Here is a 22,665-nt window from a genome sequence, read left to right on the forward strand (position 1 = left end):
TGCCGACCGTAGCCTCTACTCAACGTTACAATCCTACTTTCCTGCTGCAAGTACCTAATCAGGTATTCTATCATCGGGGTTTTCCCGGTACCACCTACCGTTAGGTTGCCCACCACTACCGAAAACTGAGGGCTGGACTCTAATTCGAACAATTGGGTATCATACAGGACATTGCGTACCATAGTTGCCAGTCCATAAAGCCACGAGAAAGGCTTCAAGATGAATTGGGTAGTCTGCCGCTTGCTAATTTGTTGTGTATTCCGCCCGATATTTTTCATATACTTGCCCACTTTTTTGTCATCTGACGCCCCCGATTCATGTCCTTGCTCATTCAGTACCAGCCTTACATCTTAAGATTCAAGTTCGATGCAGGTACGTCGCGGGGTGTGATGAAACAAAAAACTTCGTGGCTGGTGAAAATCTCCGATCAGGAACGGCCTGACTCTTCGACTCCGCTCAGAGCCGGTTTTGGCGAATGCGGTCCACTTCCCGGACTCAGCATAGACGACGGCCCCGACTTCGAGACAAAGTTAGCGGAGATTTGCGGGCTTTTTAACAGCCTGGATTTGGAAGTCTTTCCGTTCAACCTACCCATTATCCTCGAACAGCTCATTCCCGCCGAACTACCGTCCATTCGGTTTGGTATTGAAACGGCTCTGCACGATTTTATGAATGGTGGCGAGAAAATTCTTTTCAAAAATGATTTCTCCCAGAAAAAAACAGGCATCGACATCAACGGTTTGGTGTGGATGGGATCTGAGGAATTCATGCATCAGCAGATTGAAGAAAAACTAACGCAGGGCTTCACCACTATTAAAATAAAAGTGGGGGCCATCGACTTCGCGCAGGAATGCCGAGTGTTGGAAACCATCCGCAAACGCTTTTCTTCCGAAGAAATTACGCTGCGCGTGGATGCCAACGGAGCTTTTGTCGCCGGGGAAGTTGAAGAAAAGCTTAATTGCCTGGCGCAGTACAGCCTGCATTCTATCGAGCAACCTGTGGCCATCGCGCAGCCCGAACTGATGGCGCAGTTAGCGGCCACCTCGCCCATTCCGGTGGCTTTGGATGAGGAATTGATCGGAAAAATGGATTACATGGAGAAGTTCTCCCTGCTCAAATCCATTCACCCCCCATACATTATCCTCAAACCAACCCTGTTGGGGGGCTTCCAACAATGCGGCGAGTGGATCGAGATTGCGCAACGACTATCGATAGGCTGGTGGATTACTTCCGCCCTGGAATCGAACATCGGGCTGAACGCTATCGCGCAATTCACGGCGCAGTTCGAAACTACCCTGCCGCAGGGCCTGGGAACCGGGCAGATTTACGAAAACAATTTTTCCTCCCCACTTAATATCAGGCAGGGCAAACTCTACGCCGATGGCCCGGAAACTTGGGACTTGTCCGCGTTGGACTCCGGTTGGTTGACTGTTTGACCAACTAACTACACCCAGTCGATTCCCTTTTTGAGCAAAGCCAAAGTCGCTGCCTCGGGAGAATCGGGCTCTGGCTGTAAATTATATTCCCACTGCGCTTGCGGCGGCAGACTCATCAGAATAGACTCCGTGCGGCCGTTGGTTTCCAGGCCAAACTTCGTTCCCCGATCCCAGACCAGGTTAAACTCCACGTAGCGCCCACGCCGCAGGTACTGCCACTTTTTTTCCGTCTCGGTGAAAGATTCATCGCGGTGTTCGTGCATGAAACGGGTATAAATCGGCGCAAAACTTTCGCCCACTTCTTTCACAAAATCAAACAAGGCTTCCTTGGATAACCCCTGCCCATTGCCCGGCGCGTTGGGTTTCAGGTAGTCGAAGAAAATGCCGCCCACACCGCGCGTTTCGTCGCGGTGCGGAATAAAAAAGTAGTCGTCCGCCCATTTTTTAAAGGTCGGATAAAACGTTTGATGGTGGCGGTCGCAAACGTCTTTCAGCGTTTGGTGAAAAAGTTGGGCGTCGGCCCCAACTACATAATGCGGCGTGAGGTCGATGCCGCCGCCAAACCAGCAAGTACCATCGCTCAGCTCGAAGTACCTGACATTCATGTGGATGATCGGTACTTTGGGCGAATGCGGATGCATGACAATGGAAACACCCGTAGCCCTGAAGTGGTAGTCGTCATCTTCGCCCAACTCCATTTGCTTTCGCAGCCGGGGATGCACCTCACCGCGCACGCTGGAAAAATTGACGCCGCCTTTTTCAATGACATTGCCGTTCTGAATCAGTCGGGTGCGCCCGCCACCACCGGAATGATGCTCCCACGGATCTTCCTGAAATTTAGCTTTGCCATCCTCCGCTTCCAGGGCCAGACAAATGTCGTCTTGTAGATTTTTAAAAAAGTCTTCTATTACTTCGACCTGCATTTTCCTATTTTTGGTTTCTGGCAAAATTAGGGAGAAAAGAAGTAGCATCTATTTGACCAGATTCCCATAAGGCATATCAATCCAACCTATAAAACAACTTTATGCAAATAGATGGAAACATACACAATTCTTAATCCGTTGTAAGGGTTGGATCCAAATGACTATCTTCGCAGGCCAGACCTAAAACTTCCCTCTTCGTATGAATTCCCGATTGATTCAAGCCATTTGTCAGCAGATTGCTTTGGCATTTGATTTGAAAAATATTCCGCAGCGCGAAGTCTATGATTCGCTGCACCTGACCCAATATGCTGATAAGGATTTACCGATCTTTCTGGGCGATCTAATCACCAAAGCCCGCGAGTACAACCTGACCCTCGTCAGCAGCCACGCGGCAGTTCATCAGCTCGATGCATTAGTTCAGCAAGCGGAGTACCCCATTCTCTTTTTTGAAAAAGGGGGAGACCGGACAACTCCTGTTTTAGGGGGAAAAAAACTGGACGGCACCCCGCTCAGCCTGCGCTTCACGACCGATGGAAACCCCGAAGTAGCACCTATCTCCGCCAGGAACCCCTATTTGTGGAACGGCACTTCCGATACTGCCAAAAACGGAAAGGCACTATATCTGACGGCTTTTCCGATGGAATCGCTGGTTAGTGAGCACGAACCAACCACAGCCGACCCATTGACGCCCGTACAGCGTTTTTTTCGACTGTTAGGCAATGAGAAGAAAGACATTGGCTATATCTATCTCTACGCTATCGTAATCGGGCTTATTACGTTGTCGTTGCCGCTGGGTGTACAGGCGATCATCAACCTTATTTCGGGAGGAATGGTGTTTAGCTCGGTGTACCTGCTGTTGTTCGTCGTGATTGGCGGGGTGTTGGTTTCGGGAATCATGCAGATCATCCAGTTTACCTTAGTGGAAACTTTGCAGCAGCGGATTTTTGCCAAAGCCGCTTTTGAGTTCACTTACCGCATTCCGCGCGTGAAAGCAGAATCCCTGCTCGGCTACTACCCGCCCGAACTGATGAATCGCTTTTTCGATATTCTAACGGTGCAAAAATCTTTACCCAAAATACTGATCGACATTACCGGAGCGATTTTGCAGATTCTGCTGGGGATCATGCTACTTTCATTCTACCATCCCTTCTTTATCGCATTTGGTTTCTTGACCATCCTGATCGTAGCGCTCATCATTTATTTCAACGGACCCAAGGGCTTGCAGACTAGTTTAGTCGAGTCGAAGTACAAATACAAAGTGGCGCAGTGGCTGGAAGATATTGCCCGCTCGCTTTATACTTTCAAACTGTCGGGAACGGGTAATCTGCCGATGGAAAAGATGGACAGCCTGGTCAACAGCTACCTGATCTATCGAAAGAAACACTTCAAAATTCTGAAAATTTTCTTCTGGAACGCCGTTGGCTTCAAGACGCTGGTGATCGGTGGCTTGCTGATTTTGGGTACTTTCCTGGTGGTGGAGCGCCAGATTTCGCTGGGCCAGTTCGTCGCGACTGAAATCATCATCGTGTTACTCACCAGTTCCGTGGAAAAGCTGATTCAGAGCATCGATAACATTTTCGACGCCCTGACGGCGGTGGAAAAACTGGGCTACGTGACGGATATGCCCCTTGAGCGCGAGCAGGGTTTTCGCTTTTCGCCGCAGGAGTACAGCGGCGGGCTGTCTTTGGAAGTCAAAGACTTGAAGTACCGTTTTGAAGGGAGGGAGAGCCCCGCCCTCGATGGCATTACCTTTTCATTGAAACCCGGCGAGTCGGTCTGTGTGACGGGGACCAACAGCTCGGGCAAGAATACGCTGCTGAAAGTACTGTCGGGGTTACTGTCAGAATACCAAGGCGGCATAACGTTCAACGGCATATCGCTGCGTGATTTGAACGTGGCCAGCCTGCGCTCCTACATTGAACAGAACATCACGGTGGACGATATTTTCGAAGGCTCGATTTTAGAAAATATAACGATGGGCCGTGACCAAGTCAGTTTGGCCGATTTAGAATGGGCGCTCAAACTACTCAATCTCACCGAGGCCATCAGTAAACTACCCGACGGTCTTAGCAGCCTGATGCTACCCGGAGGGCGACGCTATTCGGAGAGTTTCATCGCCAAAGTGACGCTGGCCCGCTGTATCGTAACCCGACCCAAAATATTGATGGTGAACGACGTACTCCACAGTTCCACTGATTCGGAAAGACGCCGTCTCATCCGAAAACTGACTGACGAAAGTGTCCCTTGGTCGCTGCTCATCCTATCCAACGACCCAATGATTATGCAGCACTGCGACCGCATTCTCATACTGGACGCAGGAAAAGCCGTCGCCGATGCTTCTTATGACGAAGTAAAAACGCATCCGGTATTCATGGCTGAGTTTGAGCATATTGCTTAATCGTGGAACTGTGTAATCGTGTAGTTGATGCTTAATACTGATATGTTTTTCTAGGAATTGATCAGGCGACGGAAAGCATTCTCAAACAGACCTAAAAATTGGAACCGGGCCAGATTATAATCTGGATTTATTAGAAATGCAGTTCGTGGGCAAAACCCATAAAGAAATCCTCAAACCACAAATTCACGTCGATCTAAAGATTCCACAAATAAATGCTGAACATTACTCGACGACGCGTGAAAGACGAAATGCTCGACAGGTATAACCTGCACGCGCTGAGCACGCTATCAACTCCCAAGACCGGGCGACTATTTGCCCGCTGGATGCAGGGGATTATGGTGATTTTATTTGTCATCATGTTTCTGCCCTGGCAGCAAAATATTTCCGGTACGGGGGTCGTCACGGCCTTATCGCCCGGCGACCGTCCGCAAACGGTTCAGAATATAGTTGGTGGCCGAATCGAAGCCTGGTACGTGAAGGAAGGTGATTTTGTAGAAGCCGACGACACACTGGCCGTGCTTTCGGAAGCCAAGGATGAGTACATCGATCCGCAGATCATGACTCGATTACAGGAGCAGGTTCAGGCCAAGAGGGATGGAATCGCTGGCTACCGTGCTAAGATCGACGCCTTGGCCAATCAGCTTGCTGCGCTGAGAGAGGCTTTGAATTTTAGTCTTGACAAAGGGCGCAACAAGGTAAGGCAGTCGCAATTGAAGGTAGTAAGCGACAGTACTGATTTGGTTGCCTTGCGCACTAACTACCAAATCACAAAAGATAGACTGGCCCGCTACGAGGAAGGCTATAAGAGTGGTTTATTTTCTCTGACCGACCTGGAATCCAGACGATTGAAAGTACAGGAGGAGTCGGCAAAAGTTGTTTCACAAGAGAATAAATTGAACATCGCCCGGCAGGAACTGATCAACGCTCGCATCGAACTCAACTCCCTGCAGGCCGAGTACCAGGAAAAAATCGCCAAGGCCAACTCCGACCGCAGTTCGGCACTATCGAGTCTGGCAGAGGGCGAGTCTGAGCTTTCCAAACTGCAGAATAAGTTCGCCAGTGTGGAAATTCGGCAGGGCAACTACATCGTACGGGCTCCACAGTCGGGGTACGTGGTGCGGGCGATGAAAGCGGGCATTGGCGAAAACATCAAAGAAGGCGAAACCATCGCGACTTTGCAGCCTGAAAACCCAAACATTGCCGTGGAGCTTTACGTCAGCCCTATGGACGTGCCGCTGATTTCGATTGGCCGCGAGGTACGGTTGGAATTCGACGGCTGGCCCGCCCTGCAGTTTGCCGGTTGGCCTGGTGTTTCGGTGGGTACGTTCGGCGGTAAGGTAGCCGTGATTGATCGCGTAGGGAGTGCCAACGGGAAGTTCCGACTGTTGGTCGAACCCAAACCCAGTGAACCATGGCCCGCCGCCATCCGGCAGGGTTCGGGCGTTTACGGCTGGGTGATGCTTTCGGATGTTCCGGTCTGGTACGAGATTTGGCGACAGCTCAATGGCTTCCCACCTAATCTCGAGAAGGGTGAAATAGACAAAATCACCGGGTCGTCGGAGGGAAAAAAGAAGTAAATCCAGGCATGAAGCTATTCGTCAAAATATTTTTCCCGCTATTCCTCTGCGTTCAGGGCGCGTTTGGTCAGGATTCGTTGGTCTATACCTACCGCGACTTCTATGAGCAAATCCTGGCCCACCATCCGGTCATAAAGTTGAGCGACCTCGTTACCGAATCGGCGCAGCGGGAACTGCTGATCGCAAAAGGTGGCCTCGACCCTTCCATCCAAGGTACCTTCGACCGGAAAGTTTACAAAGCCAAAAAGTACTTCGACCGCGGCGATGTCTTCCTGAAAGTACCATTGTGGTTGGGCGGTGCCGACCTGAAACTCGGCTACGATCGCAATGTGGGTGAAACGCTTAGCGATGACGTTCGCACCGGGCCGGACGGTATTTCTTACTTAGGCATAACGGTTCCCATTGGGCGAGGACTCATCATCGACAACCGAAGGGCAACTTTGCAGCAAGCGCGGGTTTTCCAGGACTTGGCCGACGCCGACCGGGTCAAGATGATCAATAAGATCATCCTCACCGCTGCCAAAGATTACTGGAATTGGTTCTTCTCTTACCGACAATACACGCTTTCGATCGATTTTTACGAATTGGCCGATGTGCGCTACCGCGCTACCCGACAACGGGCAGAACTAGGCGAAGCTGCCGCCATCGACACCGTAGAAGCTCTTGTAACGCTACAAGATCGTCAGGTGACGCTGGAACAGGCTGTTCTAGAGTTAAGGAATTCCCGGCTTTTGCTCTCAAATCATCTTTGGGGAGCCGACCAAGTACCCCTCGAACTACCCGAAGACGCCGTACCGCAGCCTTCGGCCGGACGAATCGTAACGCCCGAAGAACTCGATCAACTACTGCAGCTCGCCCGGCAGCGGCATCCTGAACTCATCAAGTTCGAGTTCAAACGTCAGCAACTCCGCATCGATGAACGACTTGGCCGGGAAATGCTCAAACCTTCCTTGAACCTCAACGCCTCCGCGCTATACAGTGGCTTAACGTTGGATGGCACTGATACAAACACAGGATTTTCTAATCTGGGCAACAACTACAAGTTTATGCTCGATTTGTATTTTCCTTTGTTCTTACGAAAAGAAAGGGGCAAACTCCAACAGGTTCGTATCAAACAGTTGCAGAACGACCTCGACCAGAAGCAGGTACAGCGCGAGGTATTCAATGAGGTGAATGCCGCTTTCAACGACGTCAAAACACTGGAAGCGCAAGTACGCACCCAGGAAGCCGCCTCACGCAATCAGGAGCGGTTGCTTGAAGCGGAAATCGTAAAGTTTGGGATTGGAGAGAGTTCGCTATTTCTGGTCAATTCGCGAGAATCCAAACTCAATGAGTTTCGGGTGAAGGTGGCCTCTTTGAGAGCCAAATATGAGAAGGCACTGGCGGTGCTGCTTTTCGCCTCGGGCGTCAGTTCCTGGGACAACCTCTAATTTTTTCTTACCCACTTCTCTTCTGCGCGGGTTAGCTTTGAACCGAAGGTGGCTTTGTTAATGACGGGGTACTTCCCCTCCCGTTATTCTATGCAGCCTCCGGCACCAATCTTTTTAACCCATCCCATTGTAGAGAATGCTACGCCTACTTTCCATTTTATTACTGACTACTGCTTTTTGCGAAGCGCAAACGCTCACCTCTACCCTGCGCGGTAATGTCCGGGATTTTGATACACATCAGCCGCTGGTCGGGGCCACCGTTCAACTCGCCGGGACAGAGCAGGGAGCCGTCACCAACGACGATGGTACCTTTCGCTTCGATCAACTACCTACCGGGCGGTATAATTTATCGATTTCTTACCTGGGTTATGAAACCAACGCTGTTCCGGAAATTCTGCTGGAATCCGGTAAAGAAAAAGTAGTGGAAGTCAGGCTGAAACAGGCGGGCAAGCAGCTCGATGCCGCCATTGTCCGCAGTACCCGGCCCATTGCCTATAACAGTATTCAGACGATCACACCCGAGCAGACCCTTCGTTATGCCGCTACCTACCTCGACCCCGCCCGCCTGGCCGTTTCCTTTCCCGGCGTGGCCACAGCCAACGACCAGGCCAATGGACTGATCATTCGTGGCAACAACCCCAACGGGATGCAATGGCGGCTGGAAGGCGTCGAAATCGTTAACCCTAACCATACCTCCAACGCCGGGACGTTCAGCGACCGCGCCACTCAGACTGGAGGCGGGGTCAACATTCTAAGTACGCAGTTGATGGGCGATTCGTACTTTCTGACGGGTGCTTTTCCGGCGGAGTACGGCAACGCACTTTCGGGCGTCATGGATATGCGGCTGCGCAAAGGCAACGACGAGAAGCAAGAGTTTACAGCGCAGGCCGGACTGATTGGCTTCGATCTAGCGGCAGAAGGGCCATTGTCCAAAAACTCGAAAGCGTCGTATCTCGTCAACTACCGCTATTCCTTCACCGGGCTTCTGGGTGCATTGGGCGTGACTTTCGGCGGCGAGGACATTCGCTATCAGGATTTATCCTTTAATCTTTCCCTGCCTACCAAGAAGGCAGGTGAGTTCACGATGTTCGGCATGGGCGGCGCAAGCAGTAACATTTTCAAAGCCAGCCTCGACACCAGCGAGTGGGTATTCCAAAAAGATGGCTACGACATTGATTTCAGGAGCAAAAGGGGGGCGTTGGGCGTGACCCACACCGTGCAGCTCGGCGCAAAAACGGGATTAAAGACGGTACTGGTCGGCTCAGCCCTGGAAAATTCGCGGAATGGCTATCTCCATCCCGCATCCGACCCCCAAAACCGTTTCCTGACCGAACAGGATGCCCACCGTAAGACCAGGATTTCTTTCACGACTGCCATCAGCCATAAGTTAACTACCAGTATTTTGCTTAAAGCAGGTACTTTCCTGACTTACCAGGCCGACAGCGTGAAATCCATTTCTGGCAATGAGATATCGGAAGGTCATCTGCAAGGGTTGATTATCCAGCCTTATGTCTCGTGGCAATGGCAACCGACCCCGCGCCTCACGACTGATGTCGGACTGCACTACTTACACTATACCTACAACAACACCCAATCGCTGGAACCCCGAGCGTCGATCCGCTTTCAGGCCGATCGGCAGAATTCATTTAGCCTCTCTTATGGTTTACACAGTCAATTGCAGCAGCCACAGGTGTACTTGACCCGCCTGAATACGGGCAGGCGGGGTGTTCAGCCTAACATAAATCTTGGCCCCACCCGATCGCACCACTTCGTGGCGGGTTATCAGCGAAACTTCGGAACCCTGGGCAATCTGAAGGTAGAAGCATATCTGCAAAATTTGTTTGAAGTTCCAATCTTTGAAGGCTTCCCCACCACCGGAATCCCGAATATCCTCACCTACTCGACTCTCAACCAAGTGGAAGGATTCGTGCAACTGCCGCTGCAAAACACCGGAACGGGCCGCAACTATGGTATCGAAGTCAGCTATAACAAATACCTTACGGACGATTTCTACCTTCTGGTGTCGGGATCGCTCTACAACTCCACCTACCTGGCGGGCGATGGCGTCCGGCGCAACACGCGCTACAACGGTAATCACACCCTTAGCCTTACAAGTGGCCGAGAGTTCAAGACGCGGAAGAACAGTATTTGGGGCATCAATGCGCGGGTGATATGGTTAGGTGGTTTCCGCGACACGCCCATCGACGTCGATGCGTCGCGGGCGGAAGGCCGCACAGTCTATACTCTTAAAGATGCCTTCTCTGTCAAAATGAACGACTACTTCCGGCCCGACCTGAGGATTTACTGGAAGAAAAATCACGCCCGCTATAGCCGCACGATTGCCCTCGACATTCAGAATGTGAGTGGAACCCAAAATCAGGCGTACAGCTACTACGACCTGCTGCAAGGGCAACTGGTACAGAAGTACCAGTTGGGGCTGATTCCCATTCTAAGTTACCGGTGGGAGTTTTAAGAGATTTCGTATCCTTTCAAAATTCAGGCGGGTATCCTCAAAAGGGAACTATTGTACGAAAAACAGTAATCATACAATTCAAGAAAATGACTTACCAGGAATTCAAAGAATCGCTGAAAAACGAGACCCCTCCTACTGGGTCAAACGAAGTACTGACGGGACTATGGTACGATGGCAAAGGGGATTGGGAGGCGGCGCACAACGTGGCGCAGTCCAAGGAAGGTACCCGCGCTTACGACCTACTGCACGCTTACCTGCATCGGGTAGAGGGAGACACATGGAACGCCAACTACTGGTATCGCCGCGCGAAGGCCGAAATGCCCTCCGCTACTTTACAGGAAGAATGGAAAATAATGGTGAAGGAGAATTTGGAAAACGAAGCATAATAAACTCGTAAGCAACAGATCGTTGTGGTTCCTATTTCAGTCAAACCTTGCCGATAGTGAGGAACTGACTCCACGTGATTACCCATATACGTTTATTTCAACTAATCCGTAAGCAATTGATTCTAAGCAGATTTACTATTTGCCGAATTTTGAGAACGGTTTTGTTAATATTAAAACTATATTGACACAGTAGTTTGATATGGTTTCAAAGAATTATATTTGATATAAAAAGCCCCAACAAACTACACATCAGTTTTACATTTATTTATTTGATCTGAATATGGAATCCGAAAAATCTAATAAGGTAGATATTTCACGCGCTCCTCATCTCGCGGAGACAGAAAAGCTCACTACGTTAGACGAAATTAGAATTCCGGTAATCGAAGAAAAAGCAACGATAACAAAAGAATTATTTGAATCGGGGCGTGTTAAAATTACAAAGCAAGTCGATGATTTCGAGGAAGTTGTTTCAGTTGATCTTAACGAAGAAGAAATATCCGTTGAGCGTAAACCAATGAATCAACATGTGCTGGAAGCACCAACAGTGAGACAGGAAGGTGACACGACTATTTATCCTGTTCTTAAAGAAATTGTAGTAGTAGAAAAACGGTTAATGTTGGTAGAAGAAATTCACATTACGAAAAAGAATAAAGTGCGTACAACGGATCAAACCGTAGCATTACGGCGCGAAAGAATAAATGTAGAACGAGAGAATTTCGAAAGTGATTTTTCGAGTAATACGGATTCCCCTGATCAATAAGTTTTTACTAAATAATTTTTCAACTAAACTAAATAAAAAGACATGGAACTCACAGTAATAGGCGTATTTGATGACGCCACCGAAGCAAAAGTAGCAGTAGATAAGTTGGTCGCCGCTGGTGTGGCGCGCAACAATATAGATATGTCAGCCCATACCGCCCAGGCAGATACTTACGAAGATGATTATGAGGATTCGGGAGTAGTCGAATTCTTCAAAAATCTTTTCGGAGATGATGATGACGACCGTAGAAAATATTCAACCGTAGGTAGTCGCGGATCGATCGTTACGGTGCACACTACGAACGAGTCACAAGCTGAGAAGGCTGCCGATATTCTTGACGACAACGGCGCACTCAATGTACACGACCGCGCCGCTAAGTACAACACCGATACAAATACGGCTGCTAAGGCCGCGGGAACGGTAGCTGGCAAAGAGAACATAAAGATTATTGAAGAGAACCTCCAAGTCGGTAAGAAGTCGGTACAAACAGGTGGCGTAAGACTGAAGAGCCGTATTATTTCTAAACCTGTCGAGGAAAAGGTACGACTGCGTGAGGAGCGCGTCTATGTAAAGCGCAACCCCGTCAATCGTACGGCCTCCGCCGCTGACTTGGACAACTTCAAGGAAGGTGAGGTAGTAATAAAAGAACACGCTGAAAAAGCGGTTGTGGCCAAAGAGGCCAACGTAGTCGAAGAAGTTTCTGTTGGTAAGAAAGTGGAAGGACACGAAGAAACCATCCGTGAGACCGTCCGTAAGACGGAAGTGGATGTTGAACAGATTAAGGGCGATGTGACTACCGACGCTAAGAAGGCAGTCAATAATCCTCCTTATCCTGCCAAGTAACGATTACATTTTAGTAGATGGAGGAGGCAATCTTAATTGATTGCCTCCTTTTTTTGTAAAGTCGATAACAGTGTCTTCCTTTAATCACTACTAGTCAACATTCTTATAATAAACACATTACAATTTAATCCTCGCCAAGATTTACCGTTTACTCAATAATTTCACTTTTTTGTCACCCATCACATAACCCGCCGTTGATAGGAAAGATAACTACGGCAGATGTCGATATTTCAAACATCTAAACGAGACGGAACGATGAAAACGGTAATAAGGTCGAACAGTAAGACAGTTAAAAAAAAGCGCCAGCCGGGTACTTAACCCGGCTGGCGCTTTTTATGCCTTTTTAGAAAGAATTGATTCTGATTTCTATCTCGTTCAGACCTGGCTCAAGCCGTAAGGTATCGAAGGCACGACTGGCTTTTTGCCCGTTCAGAGTAATCTCATCTTCGGGAGCGGTAGTTACTTGAAATTCACCCACGACGTTAGCGGGTAGTTCGATCGTGTACTTTTGGTTGCGGGCATTCTGCCGCTGATACGTGGCTTTGATCGGTCCTTTTAGAGTGGGAACGGTAATGCTGCTGTTTTTTAAGTCTCCTAGCTGTGGCTTGATGGAAGCAATACCGAAGCCAGGCGTTTTGGGGGTGATGCCCCACAAACCCCTCGGAATCATGTTGGCAGGTACGGCACCCCAGGCGTGGTTCCAGTCGGCGTTGGGTTTATATTTCATATCCCAGGCTTCCAGCGTTACGGTAGAGCCGATGCGGATCATATTGTACCAACTGCGATCGCCGGTGGCACGCATGAGGTCGAGTGCGTAATCTTCAGCCCCGGCGCGGTACAGGCCATCGAGTAAAAACTGCGAACCATAAACGCTACTTGCCATACCGCGCGACTTGATGAAATCGACCACCGATTTCTGGTTTTCCTCCCGGACGATACCAAAAGCCAGGGGCAGCATGTTGGCGTGCAGGGAAGAGTGCGTGGAGCCTTCCCCGTCCACATACATTCCCTTCTGCTTGTCAAACAGCTTGGTGTTGATCGCCTCCTTCACTTTCAACGCCATGATCTCAAAAAATATCTGATCGTCCGGCTTTCCGGCAATCTTGGCAAACTCCGACATGATGCGCATGTTTTCGTAGAAAAAACTATTTACGACAGTGTTGATGGGACGCATGTCGTGGCCATCACGCTCGCCTTCGGGCGTGGAGAGCTTCCAGCCGGTATCCTTTTGTGCAGGAGGCCAGTCCACGATGTCTTTGAGGCGGTTGGTGGAGTCTTTGAAACCTATTCGGGCCATGTAGGCGTCATTGACCCTCTCGCTCTGTGAGCTGATGAGCCCGTCTTCCCGCGTTAGTTCGATCAGCGTTTTATGCCGAATTTTGTCGTAGTACTTAATAATCAAACTGGAATCACCCGTGTAGAGATAATCCTGATTGACCATCAAAGCCGTGTGCAACAGCCACTCGGTGGGCCAGGTCGGGTGCTCCATAAAGTACTCAATGGTACGCTTACCAATCGGGTACTCACGATCCACCGAATAGTGACTCAATTGATTGATGTAGGCGTCGGCCTCGTAGGGAATACGTTCTCGGTCGCCATCTACGTAGAGTCCGGCAAAGGTAGTTTCCTTAATGCTGTATTTGCACAAATCCCACACCTGGTTCAGCACGGTGTCGGAAGACGTAAAACTACTCCGGTTGTCGTCGAAATAATATTGAAAAACCTTTTGCCGGAGATCGCTGGCTTTGATTTCCGACTGCGCGTTTTCAATTTCGACGTAGCGGAAGGGAGTTATGACATCGAAGCTATCGGGCAGCAGAACCGCCGCGCCGGACGAGTTTCTTTTATCAGGTGCGAGGGCTAAGGTGTATGATTTTTTTCCTGGCTTCACAGCAAGCTGAACTTCCTGATAACGAATGGTTCCGCCCGGCTTGCGGTCGATACGGCCGTTGTCGAGCTTCTCCCCTACCCGCACGGTCAAATTACCTGCCTTCTGGGCGTTGTAGTTCAACTCCAAAGTACCAAAAGCATCTTTGCCAAAATCTACGAAATAACTACCCTTACCCGTAGAAGTCACTGACTTCGGAGCAATGCGGTCAATCCGAAACACATTTGGCGAAGCGCTCTGATCCAGCGTCGCGCCAGTCCGAAAGGTTTGGACGGGCGAGTACTCCGACACGCGGTTTACCTCGTCCCAAATCCTGACTTTCCAATAGTAAGTCGTGTTTGGGATCAGTGCCTTACCTTGCTGCTCGATACCCGAAGACTTGCTGCCGCGTACTTGTCCGCTATTCCAGACATCGCCAATATTCTGTTCGCTCTTCTCGGGCGAAGCAGAGACCAGGATTTGATAGGCCGATTGTACCTTAGCGTAGTCGGGCACCACCCAGCTGTATCCGGGATGGGTTTTGCGGATGCGGGTGTTGGACGGTTCGCGGATGTAGTCCACCATCATCCCAATGGGTGCCGCAGCGTTTCCGTCGCTAAACCGCCGCGCCAGTTCGTCGTTTTTCTTGCGAAGCGCCAATAGTTGATTTTTGAATTTCGGATCGGCCGCCAGGTTGTTTATTTCTTTTGGATCGTCTTTCAACGAATACAGCTCTTCGAGTGACTGGTCGTTCACGTAGCGCATGTACTTCCAATCCTTCGTCCGTACTCCCTCACTGGGTGGAATGTTGGCAAATTCCCAGAGGTGTTCGATCAGGATTGTGTCGCGCTGCAAGCTATTGGAAGTACCTTTCACGAGCGGATAAAGGCTTTTTCCCTGCCACTTGGCCGGCGCTTTCACTCCTGCCATGTCCAGAATCGTGGCCGGAACGTCCACATTCTGAGCAAAATCTTCCAAATCCTGATGCTTGTCTAAGCGCGGATCATACACGATGAGGGGCACCCGAATGGAGTTATCATACATCAGCCACTTTCCCGCCAACTGCCTCTCGCCTTGAAAATAGCCATTATCACCCATCAGGATGATAATGGTGTTCTCGTCCTGTCCCGTTTCTTTGAGTTTTTTCCGAATCTTGGCAATTTCCAGATCGATGCCCGCAATCATACGGTAGTAGCCTTTCACGCTATGTTGGTACTTCTCTGGCGTGTCATAACGCCAGTACCAGCGAAGCCGATTGAAGCCATCACGAACTATTTTGGGCAAAATATTAAAGTACTTGTCGTCGCTGATGTCGGCCTTTGGTATTGTGGTATCGGCGAGTAGGTGATCCGTTTCCTTCTGCCAGAAATACTGATCCTCGGCCGAGTCTTGGGCGTGGGGGGCGCTAAAACTGAGCGACAAACAGAATGGCTTGTCCCTGGGCGCGACGTCTAGAAAATCCAAAGCCTGTTGCCCGGTGTATCGCGTAAGGTGGACGGTGTCTTTATTGATCGTTTTGTAGAAATATCCCCGGCGATCGGGATAAGGACCGCGATCGTAGTCGTCGTAAACGTCGAACAGCTTATCCTTGCTGTCGTACTTTACCCCAAATTTCCCGTAGAAACCGGTGTAGTACCCCGCTTCCCGCAGCACTTTCGGATAGGCGGTGTCCATGTATTCATTCCTGATATTGCCCGTGGTAAAGCTGTACCGATGGCTCCGCTCGTACATTCCGCTCAACAGCGTGGCCCGGCTCGCCGCGCAGATGGGCGTAGTTACCGTAGCATTCTTGAAATAAGTACCCTGTCGCGCCAGCTGATCCATTTCGGGGGTACGAACCAACTCATTGCCCGCGTAACCAAGGGCGCTCCAGCGCTGGTCGTCGGTGAGAATGAAAATAATGTTGGGTGGTACGGCATTCCGGCGGGCCGTAGTCGATTTATCGTTTCTGTTTTGAGCCAGTGACGATTTGGCCAAAAGCAAAAAACAGAAAAAAAGTATGGAAAGGTGAAGGCGCATAGAATCTAAAATTGTTTTTATTAGGATACCGAATATAAGAACATTTACCCTTACGGACGAACAATGGGCAGGTTTGCCCCATTCATCAAACTCAATTCCAGTCAATCATTAAAGTATTTTTCATCCTGAGTTAAACGCGTCGCCACGTTTCACTTCAAAGCGAGCGTATTAAGTTTTTAAACAAATAAAATTTATGAAAAAGATAAAAAATGTAGTGATAATGATGGGGCTGCTGCTATTGGGAACGGCAGGCTTTGCCCAGCGCGGCGCTGACGTTACGCCCGAAAAAAGAGCCGAGCGCCAGACCAAAATGATGGCAGAGAAACTAGATCTTTCCGCCGATCAGCAAAAGCAAGTGTACGCCCTGCAACTGACCCGCACCCAAAAGATGCAGGAAATGCGCGAAGCACGAGATGAAAGCAAGGATGCCCGCGACCGGATGAAATCGGCAAACGACGATCTGCAGAAGGGCCTGGATGGTATCCTTACTGCCGACCAGAAAGTAAAATACGAAACAATGCAGGCCGAAATGCGCGAAGGACGCCGCGGTAGTGGGCCCAAGAAAGACGCTCCTCAGAAAAAAGGCAAGAAATCGCGGGGACCTAGAGAGTAATTTGGAATTGTTAAATGTCGGACGGGGGCGACCCGCCGTCTACATTCCGACATTCCAAATTAGACAGCAACTTCCGTCTTAAATTCAGAAGTAAAGTGGAACTGGATCCCGGGGTTATTCTCACGGTTCATGCGGATCATCCACTCGGACTCGGCCAGGAAAACGGGTTTATTATCCTTATCGTAAGCAATCTGGTTGCCTTTCAGGCGGATGAACTCGTCAAGTTTTTGCTTGTCCTCGGAAGTAATCCAACAAGCGCGGTCGATATTCATCGGCACCCAGCGGCATTTTGCACCGTATTCATGTTCCAGGCGGTGCTGAATCACATCGAATTGTAGTTCTCCCACGGTGCCGACAATACGGCGATTACCTAATTCCAGCGTAAAAAGCTGCGCTACCCCTTCGTCGGTCAACTGCTGAACTCCTTTGTCCAACTGCTTGGACTTCATCGGATCCAGGTTGACCAACTCTTTAAAAATCTCGGGAGAGAAGCTGGGAATACCCGAAAACTGTAAATCCTCACCTTCGGTAAGCGTATCGCCAATCTTGAAATTGCCGGTATCGTAAAGTCCTATGACGTCTCCGGGAAAGCCTTCTTCCAAAATACTCTTGTCAGATGCCATGAAAGTGAATGGACTCGCGAAGCGAATGTCTTTGTCCAGGCGTACGTGGTGGTAGAATTTGCGCCGCTCGAATTTGCCCGAACACACCCGAAAGAAAGCGATGCGGTCGCGGTGGCGTGGATCGAGATTAGCGTGAATCTTGAACACGAAACCGCTCAGTTTATCTTCCGTTGGCTCCACGGGCCGCACGTCGGTTGGGCGCGGCTGTGGGGTTGGGGAGATTTCGCAGAAGGTATCCAGCAATTCCTTAACGCCGAAATTATTGATCGCGCTACCGAAGAAAACCGGAGCAAGTTCGCCCGCGTCGTAGGCCTCTTCCGAAAATGGGTCATACACACCTTCGATTAGTTCTACTTCCTCGCGCAGAGTTTCCGCGTCGTGCTCGCCGAGTAGTTTGGGTAGTTTTTCATCGTCCAGGCCAATTTCCACGACATCCTCTTCGATCTTCGTCTTGTTGACGCGGAAGAAGTACAGCTTCTTATCGTACAGATTGTACACACCCTTGAAACTCGCTCCCATATTGATGGGCCAGGTCAAAGGCCTTACCCGGATTTGGAGTTTGTTTTCCAATTCGTCCAGTAAGTCGAACGGACTTTGCCCTTCACGATCCATTTTGTTGATGAAGATAATAACGGGCGTCTTGCGCATCCGACAAACTTCCATCAGGCGTTCGGTCTGTTCCTCTACGCCCTTCACGCAGTCGATGACCAGAATTACGCTGTCTACCGCCGTGAGGGTGCGGTAGGTGTCCTCGGCAAAATCTTTGTGACCGGGCGTGTCCAGGATATTGATCAACAAATCCCGGTACTCAAACGTCATTACCGACGTCGCCACCGAAATACCGCGCTGCTTCTCGATTTCCATAAAATCGGACGTCGCCGTCTTCTTGATCTTATTGGATTTCACTGCCCCAGCGGTCTGAATCGCCCCGCCAAAAAGCAGAAGTTTTTCCGTCAGAGTAGTTTTGCCCGCATCGGGGTGACTGATGATCGCGAAAGTGCGTCGTTTCTTTATTTCTTTTTGGTAGCTCAAAGTATTTATTCTAATTCGCGGAACAAGGCTTGCGCCTCTACTGCCTTTTCCATAGCTCTATTTCTTTCAATTTGAGCGATAGTATCCTCGGTTCGTTCGTGAATGAAGCGCATTGCATCACCTATGGACAAGTGCTTTACCGCTTCGCAGGACGTTCCTTTCCTTTCCCAGACTTCAATCTGCGCTTTTGATAGTACAGCTTTCAAGAGCTATTTGAATATCATTAAGAGTACGCAGTCAATATAGTTTGCCCGTTCAAAGGTTCAGAACGGCAAATGCACGGCAAACCGTTCCTTGAATCAATAAAACGACTGCTTGTAATCCTCCACCGATGTACGGATGACCTCGTGAGCTTCGTCGCGTCCATATACATTCGCGATTTCGATTAAGGCGGTTTCACCGGGTAAGTTCTTATAAGTCAAGAAATAGTGCTTCAAACGCTCGACTACGTTGGCGGGTACTTCATTCAAATCCTGATACGCACCGTACACTTCGTCGCCTTTCAGCACGGCGATGATTTTATCGTCGGCTTCGCCCTTGTCGATCAGGCGAATGCCGCCGATAGGCCGGGCTTCGCAGATGATGTCGCCGTGCGAAATGATCTTCTCGCAAAGTACGCATACGTCCAGCGGGTCGCCGTCGCCTTCCATTACGTCTCGGCCCGATCGTTCCTGCGCCAGGAGAGCGATCTTCTCGCCACAATAGGTTTTTGGGATAAAGCCGTAGAGGGCAGGGACGATGTTGGAGTACTTCTGCGGACGGTCGATTTTCAGATACCCCGTTTGCTTGTCGATCTCGTATTTGACGGTATCAGTCGGGACGATCTCAATAAAAGCGGTTACGATTTCTGGTGAGTTCTCCCCGATTGGGATACCGTGCCAGGGGTGGGCTTTATGGACGTTTGCGTTCATTTTGGGTTGCTTGCGATTATATCAAGACAACTTCTCATCTTGATTTATTTAAATTTGAGCACAAAGGTAGTTATTTTGGCGGCACCTTCGCGCGGAAATGTGCAATTTCTACTCTAACTTATTTTCCAAAATCTGTTTGACGCGCAGCAACACCTCGCGTAGTTTGCCGTAGGGGAAATCTTGCGGCGATACGCCCTCTTCAATCGAAAGTACCGCCGCCGCAGCTGCCAATTGTCCCAAAATCATGAAGACGGGTTCCATGCGGGTGGAGCCAAATGCAATGTGCGAACTGGATACGCAGATGGCTACCAGTAAATTGGTGCACTCGTTTTGGACGTAACCTTCATCTGTGATGTAGCGCTGGATGTTGTGCGAGTCCAGCGTGTAGGAACCCATACCCACGGAATTCTCGACCTTTCGATCGCCCAGCACATCGCCCTCGGTCATCACGTAGTCTCCGATCATGCGGCGGGCTTCCCGGATGTAAAGTTGGTGCGGCCAACTGCCGCTATCCGTGAATTCGTCCTTTGGCAAGCCCCATTCCTGCATGGCGTTGCGGATTTCGGCCAGAACGCCGGGGTCGTTCTGCACATAGCACATTAGTCCCTTTTGGTACAACTCGTGTTCTTTAAAGATCTCGCGGCGGCGCTCGTAGCTGGCGTCGATAAACATTTTGCCCTAATAAACCTCACCGCTCAGGGTGCGGATCGACTCGATTTCCCCGTCCTTCATCTTTACGCCTCCCTCCGCGCGATCCAGCCACTCGTCGCGGTAGATGGTGATGGCGCTTTCTTTGACAAACTCCTCAAAAGTTTCTTCGGCGGCGTGGGGTTGAAAAATCCACATCGAGCGGGCCTCACCGTCCATTACCGCCGTACCGTGCTGTCCTTTATTGCCAAATTCCGACTTCTTCTGCCATTTTCAGTTTTCGTCTTTCTGGTAGTAGTTGTAAAGCCGCTGGTAGAATTCCTTCGCCAGTCCGCCGATGGCGTCCTTCTTGCCCGTATCGGTGTAGCCCAGCCCGCCCGATGACAGGCCGCCCAAATGTTTATCGGGCGAAACGACGATGACCGATTTGCCCATTTTCGTCACCTGTACCGCCATAAACAATTACGTCAGCTTCGCGGGCATTTTCCTGCGCCTCGTTTTTACAAGAAAAGGAAAGGCCAACGAACAGCAGCACAATCCAGCTGAAGGTACTTTTTACAGTAGAAAGCACGGGTTTGAAGAGGGGTCAGGTTATAGGATAAAGGATTGAATTACCCATAAAAAAGCAGGGCAACGGAAAAAATACCGTTGCCCTGCCGAGATTTCCTGTAAAGGAGTAGTGATCGCTACTTCTATTTCACCTCGAAGCTGATCTTACAATTCGCTCGGAAATTAGCCATTTTGCCGTCGACTACCGTCGCGCTCATTTCGTTCATATACACTGACTTAATGCCACGGATGCTTTTCGATGCCTCGTTCACTGCGTTCTGAGCGGCGTCCTCCCAGCTCTTCTCCGAACTGGCCATAATTTCTATTACCTTGATTACCATAATGCGTAGTAGGGGTTTATTAATTAATAATTTTGCACAAATTAGCTTTTTAATTGTACATAAGCCCGTAAATATAATAAGATCGGCTTGATGAGAGAACTAATTTGTTGAATGAAGTACCTAAAAGAATCGTTCCTTGACCGGGAATGGTTCTGTTGTTCCCATTTATCGTTCAAGCGTTCTTTTCAGCAATCAGCTGATCCAAATCCTTAACCAGTTGCCGAGTACCAGACCGAGGTGAATTTTCAAAGCTAATTTGTCTCAGCAATCACTTCCGCATCTATTTCAATCAGAAATCCTGGGTCAGCGAGAGCTGCCACGCCAATTAAAGACAAAGCGGGCAACTGCACCTGGTAAAAAAAACGAATTAACGCTTCCCGAATTACAGCGCTCTGCTCGTATTGATAATCGACGACGTAAATTGTGAGCTTGACTACATCGCTTACTTCGGCTCCCACACTGGTCAATGCCGCACGAAGATTTTCCAAGGATTGAAGGGTCTGCACTGCCAAACAACTACCCTCGCCTACTACTTTCTTAGCTCGATCAACGCCCACCTGACCCGAAATATGGATAAGTCTTAACCCGTGCTTCTCTGTCACTACTACCTGATTGAACATACCACTCCAATCAGGTAAGGTTTCCGGATTAAGGTGTTCTCGTTTCATAGAGGTTTTTTCTCTTACAGTACGCTGGATATTTTGGGCTTGCAGAAATGGTGGTACTCAATTCACGGGTGCGTAAGTTCAATGTTACTTTTGAAAGGCAATCCGGTAAACGGTGCCGTTCAAATCATCCGAAACGTACAGTGAGCCATCAGGTCCCTGCGCGACTCCACAGGGGCGGTGCCGTACGGGGCCGTCGGGTTTGGCCAGGTCGATCCCCGCAAAATTATCAGCAAACACTTCGTAGGGCCCCGACGGCTTGCCATTCTTGAAAGGTACAAAGCCCACAAAGTACCCCTTCTTCATGTCGGAATTCTGACCGTGAAAGGCGATGAAGGCGCCGTTTTTGTAACGGGCCGGAAACATGCTTCCGGTATAAAAAACCACCGCATTTGGCGCAAAGTGAGCGGGAAAAGCCGCCACCGGATTCAAAGCTTTTTCGCCCCCGGTTTTCTTGCCATCGCCGCCGTACTCGGGGTTGAGCATTTTCTTTTTCTGAATGGGGTCATAGTACACATAGGGCCAACCCGCATCATCTCCTTCATGTACTTCGTACATGGTTTCGGCCGGAAGGATGGCACTTTGTTGGGGTGTAAAAAGCTCAGGATAAAAATCATGGAACTGCCCGCGTCCGTGTTGCAGGACAAAAAGACTGTTGGTTTGGCTGTTCCAGTTGATTCCCACAGAATTTTTCAGGCCCGTGGCGTAGCGAACGCCGTCCTTTCGCGTCTGATTCTGGACATCGGCGCGAAAACGCCAGATTCCGCCCACGGTGTCCAGCAGCGTGCAAGGCATCATTCCCTTGCCGGTGCCGGTCTCGCGGCAGGCATCGTTGGGCGAGCCTACGTTCACGTAAATATTCCCTTTGTCATCCAGGGCGATCGACTTGGCGTTGTCGCGTCCCGTATCGACCAGTTCGGTCACTATCGTTTCGGGCGCATCTGGATTGATTACTTCCTCTTTATCATTCAATTTGTAGCGAAATATTCCGCTGTTGGAAGAAGTGTACAGGTAGCCGTTTTTGATGAACACCCCCGTTCCTTTGAAGTCGCCGAATCCCGTTTTTTCGTCCATCACGCCATCGCCGTTCGTGTCCCGGAGTCGGTAGGTACCTTTTCCGTCCTTTGGTTTTGACAGCCGCAAGAATACATCACCGCCTTTGGATACCGCC

Annotated in this window: 18 protein-coding genes and 1 pseudogene; 9 read left to right on the forward strand and 10 right to left on the reverse strand. The window is 49.8% G+C overall.

Going from position 1 to position 22,665, the window contains the following annotated elements:
* A partial coding sequence (locus ACEW8P_RS26225) for a tetraacyldisaccharide 4'-kinase (RefSeq protein ID WP_373516019.1) occupies positions 1 to 278 on the reverse strand: 278 nt, incomplete at its 3' end.
* 39 nt (positions 279 to 317) lie between these two features.
* Here ACEW8P_RS26225 and ACEW8P_RS26230 point away from each other — a divergent pair.
* Positions 318 to 1,436 carry an o-succinylbenzoate synthase gene (locus ACEW8P_RS26230; protein WP_373516020.1) on the forward strand — a complete coding sequence of 373 codons (1,119 nt, stop codon included), beginning with the start codon at positions 318 to 320 and terminating at the stop codon, positions 1,434 to 1,436.
* Between the two features lie 8 nt (positions 1,437 to 1,444).
* On the opposite strand, the gene hemF is transcribed toward ACEW8P_RS26230, so the two are convergent.
* On the reverse strand, positions 1,445 to 2,359 hold the full coding sequence (hemF, locus tag ACEW8P_RS26235; protein ID WP_373516021.1) for an oxygen-dependent coproporphyrinogen oxidase: 915 nt from the start codon (positions 2,357 to 2,359) through the stop codon (positions 1,445 to 1,447).
* Between the two features lie 199 nt (positions 2,360 to 2,558).
* On the opposite strand from hemF, the gene ACEW8P_RS26240 reads away from it, so the two are divergent.
* The 7 genes from ACEW8P_RS26240 to ACEW8P_RS26270 all read left to right on the forward strand — a co-directional run bounded on the left by ACEW8P_RS26240 (position 2,559) and on the right by ACEW8P_RS26270 (position 12,226).
* Complete coding sequence (locus tag ACEW8P_RS26240; protein WP_373516022.1) at positions 2,559 to 4,757, forward strand: peptidase domain-containing ABC transporter; 2,199 nt, start codon at positions 2,559 to 2,561, stop codon at positions 4,755 to 4,757.
* 212 nt (positions 4,758 to 4,969) lie between these two features.
* Positions 4,970 to 6,334: an HlyD family secretion protein gene (locus ACEW8P_RS26245; protein ID WP_373516023.1), complete on the forward strand. Its 1,365-nt coding sequence runs from the start codon at positions 4,970 to 4,972 to the stop codon at positions 6,332 to 6,334.
* A gap of 8 nt (positions 6,335 to 6,342) precedes the next feature.
* Positions 6,343 to 7,764 carry a TolC family protein gene (locus ACEW8P_RS26250; RefSeq protein ID WP_373516024.1) on the forward strand — a complete coding sequence of 474 codons (1,422 nt, stop codon included), beginning with the start codon at positions 6,343 to 6,345 and terminating at the stop codon, positions 7,762 to 7,764.
* A gap of 136 nt (positions 7,765 to 7,900) precedes the next feature.
* On the forward strand, positions 7,901 to 10,237 hold the full coding sequence (locus ACEW8P_RS26255; RefSeq protein ID WP_373516025.1) for a carboxypeptidase regulatory-like domain-containing protein: 2,337 nt from the start codon (positions 7,901 to 7,903) through the stop codon (positions 10,235 to 10,237).
* Between the two features lie 86 nt (positions 10,238 to 10,323).
* The gene (locus tag ACEW8P_RS26260; RefSeq protein ID WP_373516026.1) at positions 10,324 to 10,623 is read left to right on the forward strand and encodes a hypothetical protein; all 300 of its coding nucleotides are present in this window, start codon (positions 10,324 to 10,326) and stop codon (positions 10,621 to 10,623) included.
* Between the two features lie 280 nt (positions 10,624 to 10,903).
* A complete protein-coding gene (locus ACEW8P_RS26265; RefSeq protein ID WP_373516027.1) occupies positions 10,904 to 11,383 on the forward strand; it encodes a YsnF/AvaK domain-containing protein in 480 nt (159 codons plus the stop codon).
* Between the two features lie 42 nt (positions 11,384 to 11,425).
* Positions 11,426 to 12,226, forward strand: coding sequence for a DUF2382 domain-containing protein (locus ACEW8P_RS26270; RefSeq protein ID WP_373516028.1), 801 nt, complete (start codon positions 11,426 to 11,428; stop codon positions 12,224 to 12,226).
* 343 nt (positions 12,227 to 12,569) lie between these two features.
* Here ACEW8P_RS26270 and ACEW8P_RS26275 read toward each other — a convergent pair whose 3' ends face one another.
* Positions 12,570 to 16,112 (reverse strand): family 78 glycoside hydrolase catalytic domain, encoded by a 3,543-nt coding sequence (locus ACEW8P_RS26275; protein WP_373516029.1) that lies wholly within the window; start codon positions 16,110 to 16,112, stop codon positions 12,570 to 12,572.
* A 193-nt stretch (positions 16,113 to 16,305) separates the two neighbouring features.
* Between ACEW8P_RS26275 and ACEW8P_RS26280 the strand changes: the two genes are divergently transcribed.
* The gene (locus ACEW8P_RS26280; protein WP_373516030.1) at positions 16,306 to 16,725 is read left to right on the forward strand and encodes a DUF4890 domain-containing protein; all 420 of its coding nucleotides are present in this window, start codon (positions 16,306 to 16,308) and stop codon (positions 16,723 to 16,725) included.
* A gap of 59 nt (positions 16,726 to 16,784) precedes the next feature.
* On the opposite strand, the gene ACEW8P_RS26285 is transcribed toward ACEW8P_RS26280, so the two are convergent.
* The 7 genes and pseudogenes from ACEW8P_RS26285 to ACEW8P_RS26315 all read right to left on the reverse strand — a co-directional run.
* The gene (locus ACEW8P_RS26285) at positions 16,785 to 18,380 is read right to left on the reverse strand and encodes a peptide chain release factor 3 (RefSeq protein ID WP_373516031.1); all 1,596 of its coding nucleotides are present in this window, start codon (positions 18,378 to 18,380) and stop codon (positions 16,785 to 16,787) included.
* A gap of 5 nt (positions 18,381 to 18,385) precedes the next feature.
* Positions 18,386 to 18,586, reverse strand: coding sequence for a hypothetical protein (locus tag ACEW8P_RS26290; protein WP_373516032.1), 201 nt, complete (start codon positions 18,584 to 18,586; stop codon positions 18,386 to 18,388).
* Between the two features lie 93 nt (positions 18,587 to 18,679).
* Positions 18,680 to 19,291: an inorganic pyrophosphatase gene (locus tag ACEW8P_RS26295; RefSeq protein WP_373516033.1), complete on the reverse strand. Its 612-nt coding sequence runs from the start codon at positions 19,289 to 19,291 to the stop codon at positions 18,680 to 18,682.
* Positions 19,292 to 19,399: 108 nt separating this feature from the next.
* Positions 19,400 to 20,392: pseudogene (locus tag ACEW8P_RS26300) on the reverse strand (FAD-dependent oxidoreductase); the annotation flags it as partial.
* A gap of 239 nt (positions 20,393 to 20,631) precedes the next feature.
* Entirely contained in the window at positions 20,632 to 20,829 is a 198-nt protein-coding gene (locus tag ACEW8P_RS26305; RefSeq protein ID WP_373516034.1) for a dodecin family protein, read from the reverse strand.
* A gap of 251 nt (positions 20,830 to 21,080) precedes the next feature.
* The gene (locus ACEW8P_RS26310; protein WP_373516035.1) at positions 21,081 to 21,497 is read right to left on the reverse strand and encodes a RidA family protein; all 417 of its coding nucleotides are present in this window, start codon (positions 21,495 to 21,497) and stop codon (positions 21,081 to 21,083) included.
* Between the two features lie 84 nt (positions 21,498 to 21,581).
* The coding region (locus ACEW8P_RS26315; RefSeq protein ID WP_373516036.1) for a sorbosone dehydrogenase family protein at positions 21,582 to 22,665 on the reverse strand (1,084 nt) is incomplete at its 5' end.

This window comes from Persicitalea sp., from assembly GCF_041751555.1.
In the GTDB taxonomy this organism is placed as follows: Bacteria; Bacteroidota; Bacteroidia; order Cytophagales; family Spirosomataceae; genus Persicitalea.

Bases quoted from the DNA above. Each gene is read 5' to 3' on its own strand.
- ACEW8P_RS26230 (WP_373516020.1), top strand. From the start codon at position 318: ATGTCCTTGCTCATTCAGTACCAGCCTTACATCTTAAGATTCAAGTTC.
- hemF (WP_373516021.1), bottom strand. From the start codon at position 2,359: ATGCAGGTCGAAGTAATAGAAGACTTTTTTAAAAATCTACAAGACGAC.
- ACEW8P_RS26240 (WP_373516022.1), top strand. From the start codon at position 2,559: ATGAATTCCCGATTGATTCAAGCCATTTGTCAGCAGATTGCTTTGGCA.
- ACEW8P_RS26245 (WP_373516023.1), top strand. From the start codon at position 4,970: ATGCTGAACATTACTCGACGACGCGTGAAAGACGAAATGCTCGACAGG.
- ACEW8P_RS26250 (WP_373516024.1), top strand. From the start codon at position 6,343: ATGAAGCTATTCGTCAAAATATTTTTCCCGCTATTCCTCTGCGTTCAG.
- ACEW8P_RS26255 (WP_373516025.1), top strand. From the start codon at position 7,901: ATGCTACGCCTACTTTCCATTTTATTACTGACTACTGCTTTTTGCGAA.
- ACEW8P_RS26260 (WP_373516026.1), top strand. From the start codon at position 10,324: ATGACTTACCAGGAATTCAAAGAATCGCTGAAAAACGAGACCCCTCCT.
- ACEW8P_RS26265 (WP_373516027.1), top strand. From the start codon at position 10,904: ATGGAATCCGAAAAATCTAATAAGGTAGATATTTCACGCGCTCCTCAT.
- ACEW8P_RS26270 (WP_373516028.1), top strand. From the start codon at position 11,426: ATGGAACTCACAGTAATAGGCGTATTTGATGACGCCACCGAAGCAAAA.
- ACEW8P_RS26275 (WP_373516029.1), bottom strand. From the start codon at position 16,112: ATGCGCCTTCACCTTTCCATACTTTTTTTCTGTTTTTTGCTTTTGGCC.
- ACEW8P_RS26280 (WP_373516030.1), top strand. From the start codon at position 16,306: ATGAAAAAGATAAAAAATGTAGTGATAATGATGGGGCTGCTGCTATTG.
- ACEW8P_RS26295 (WP_373516033.1), bottom strand. From the start codon at position 19,291: ATGAACGCAAACGTCCATAAAGCCCACCCCTGGCACGGTATCCCAATC.
- ACEW8P_RS26305 (WP_373516034.1), bottom strand. From the start codon at position 20,829: ATGGTAATCAAGGTAATAGAAATTATGGCCAGTTCGGAGAAGAGCTGG.
- ACEW8P_RS26310 (WP_373516035.1), bottom strand. From the start codon at position 21,497: ATGAAACGAGAACACCTTAATCCGGAAACCTTACCTGATTGGAGTGGT.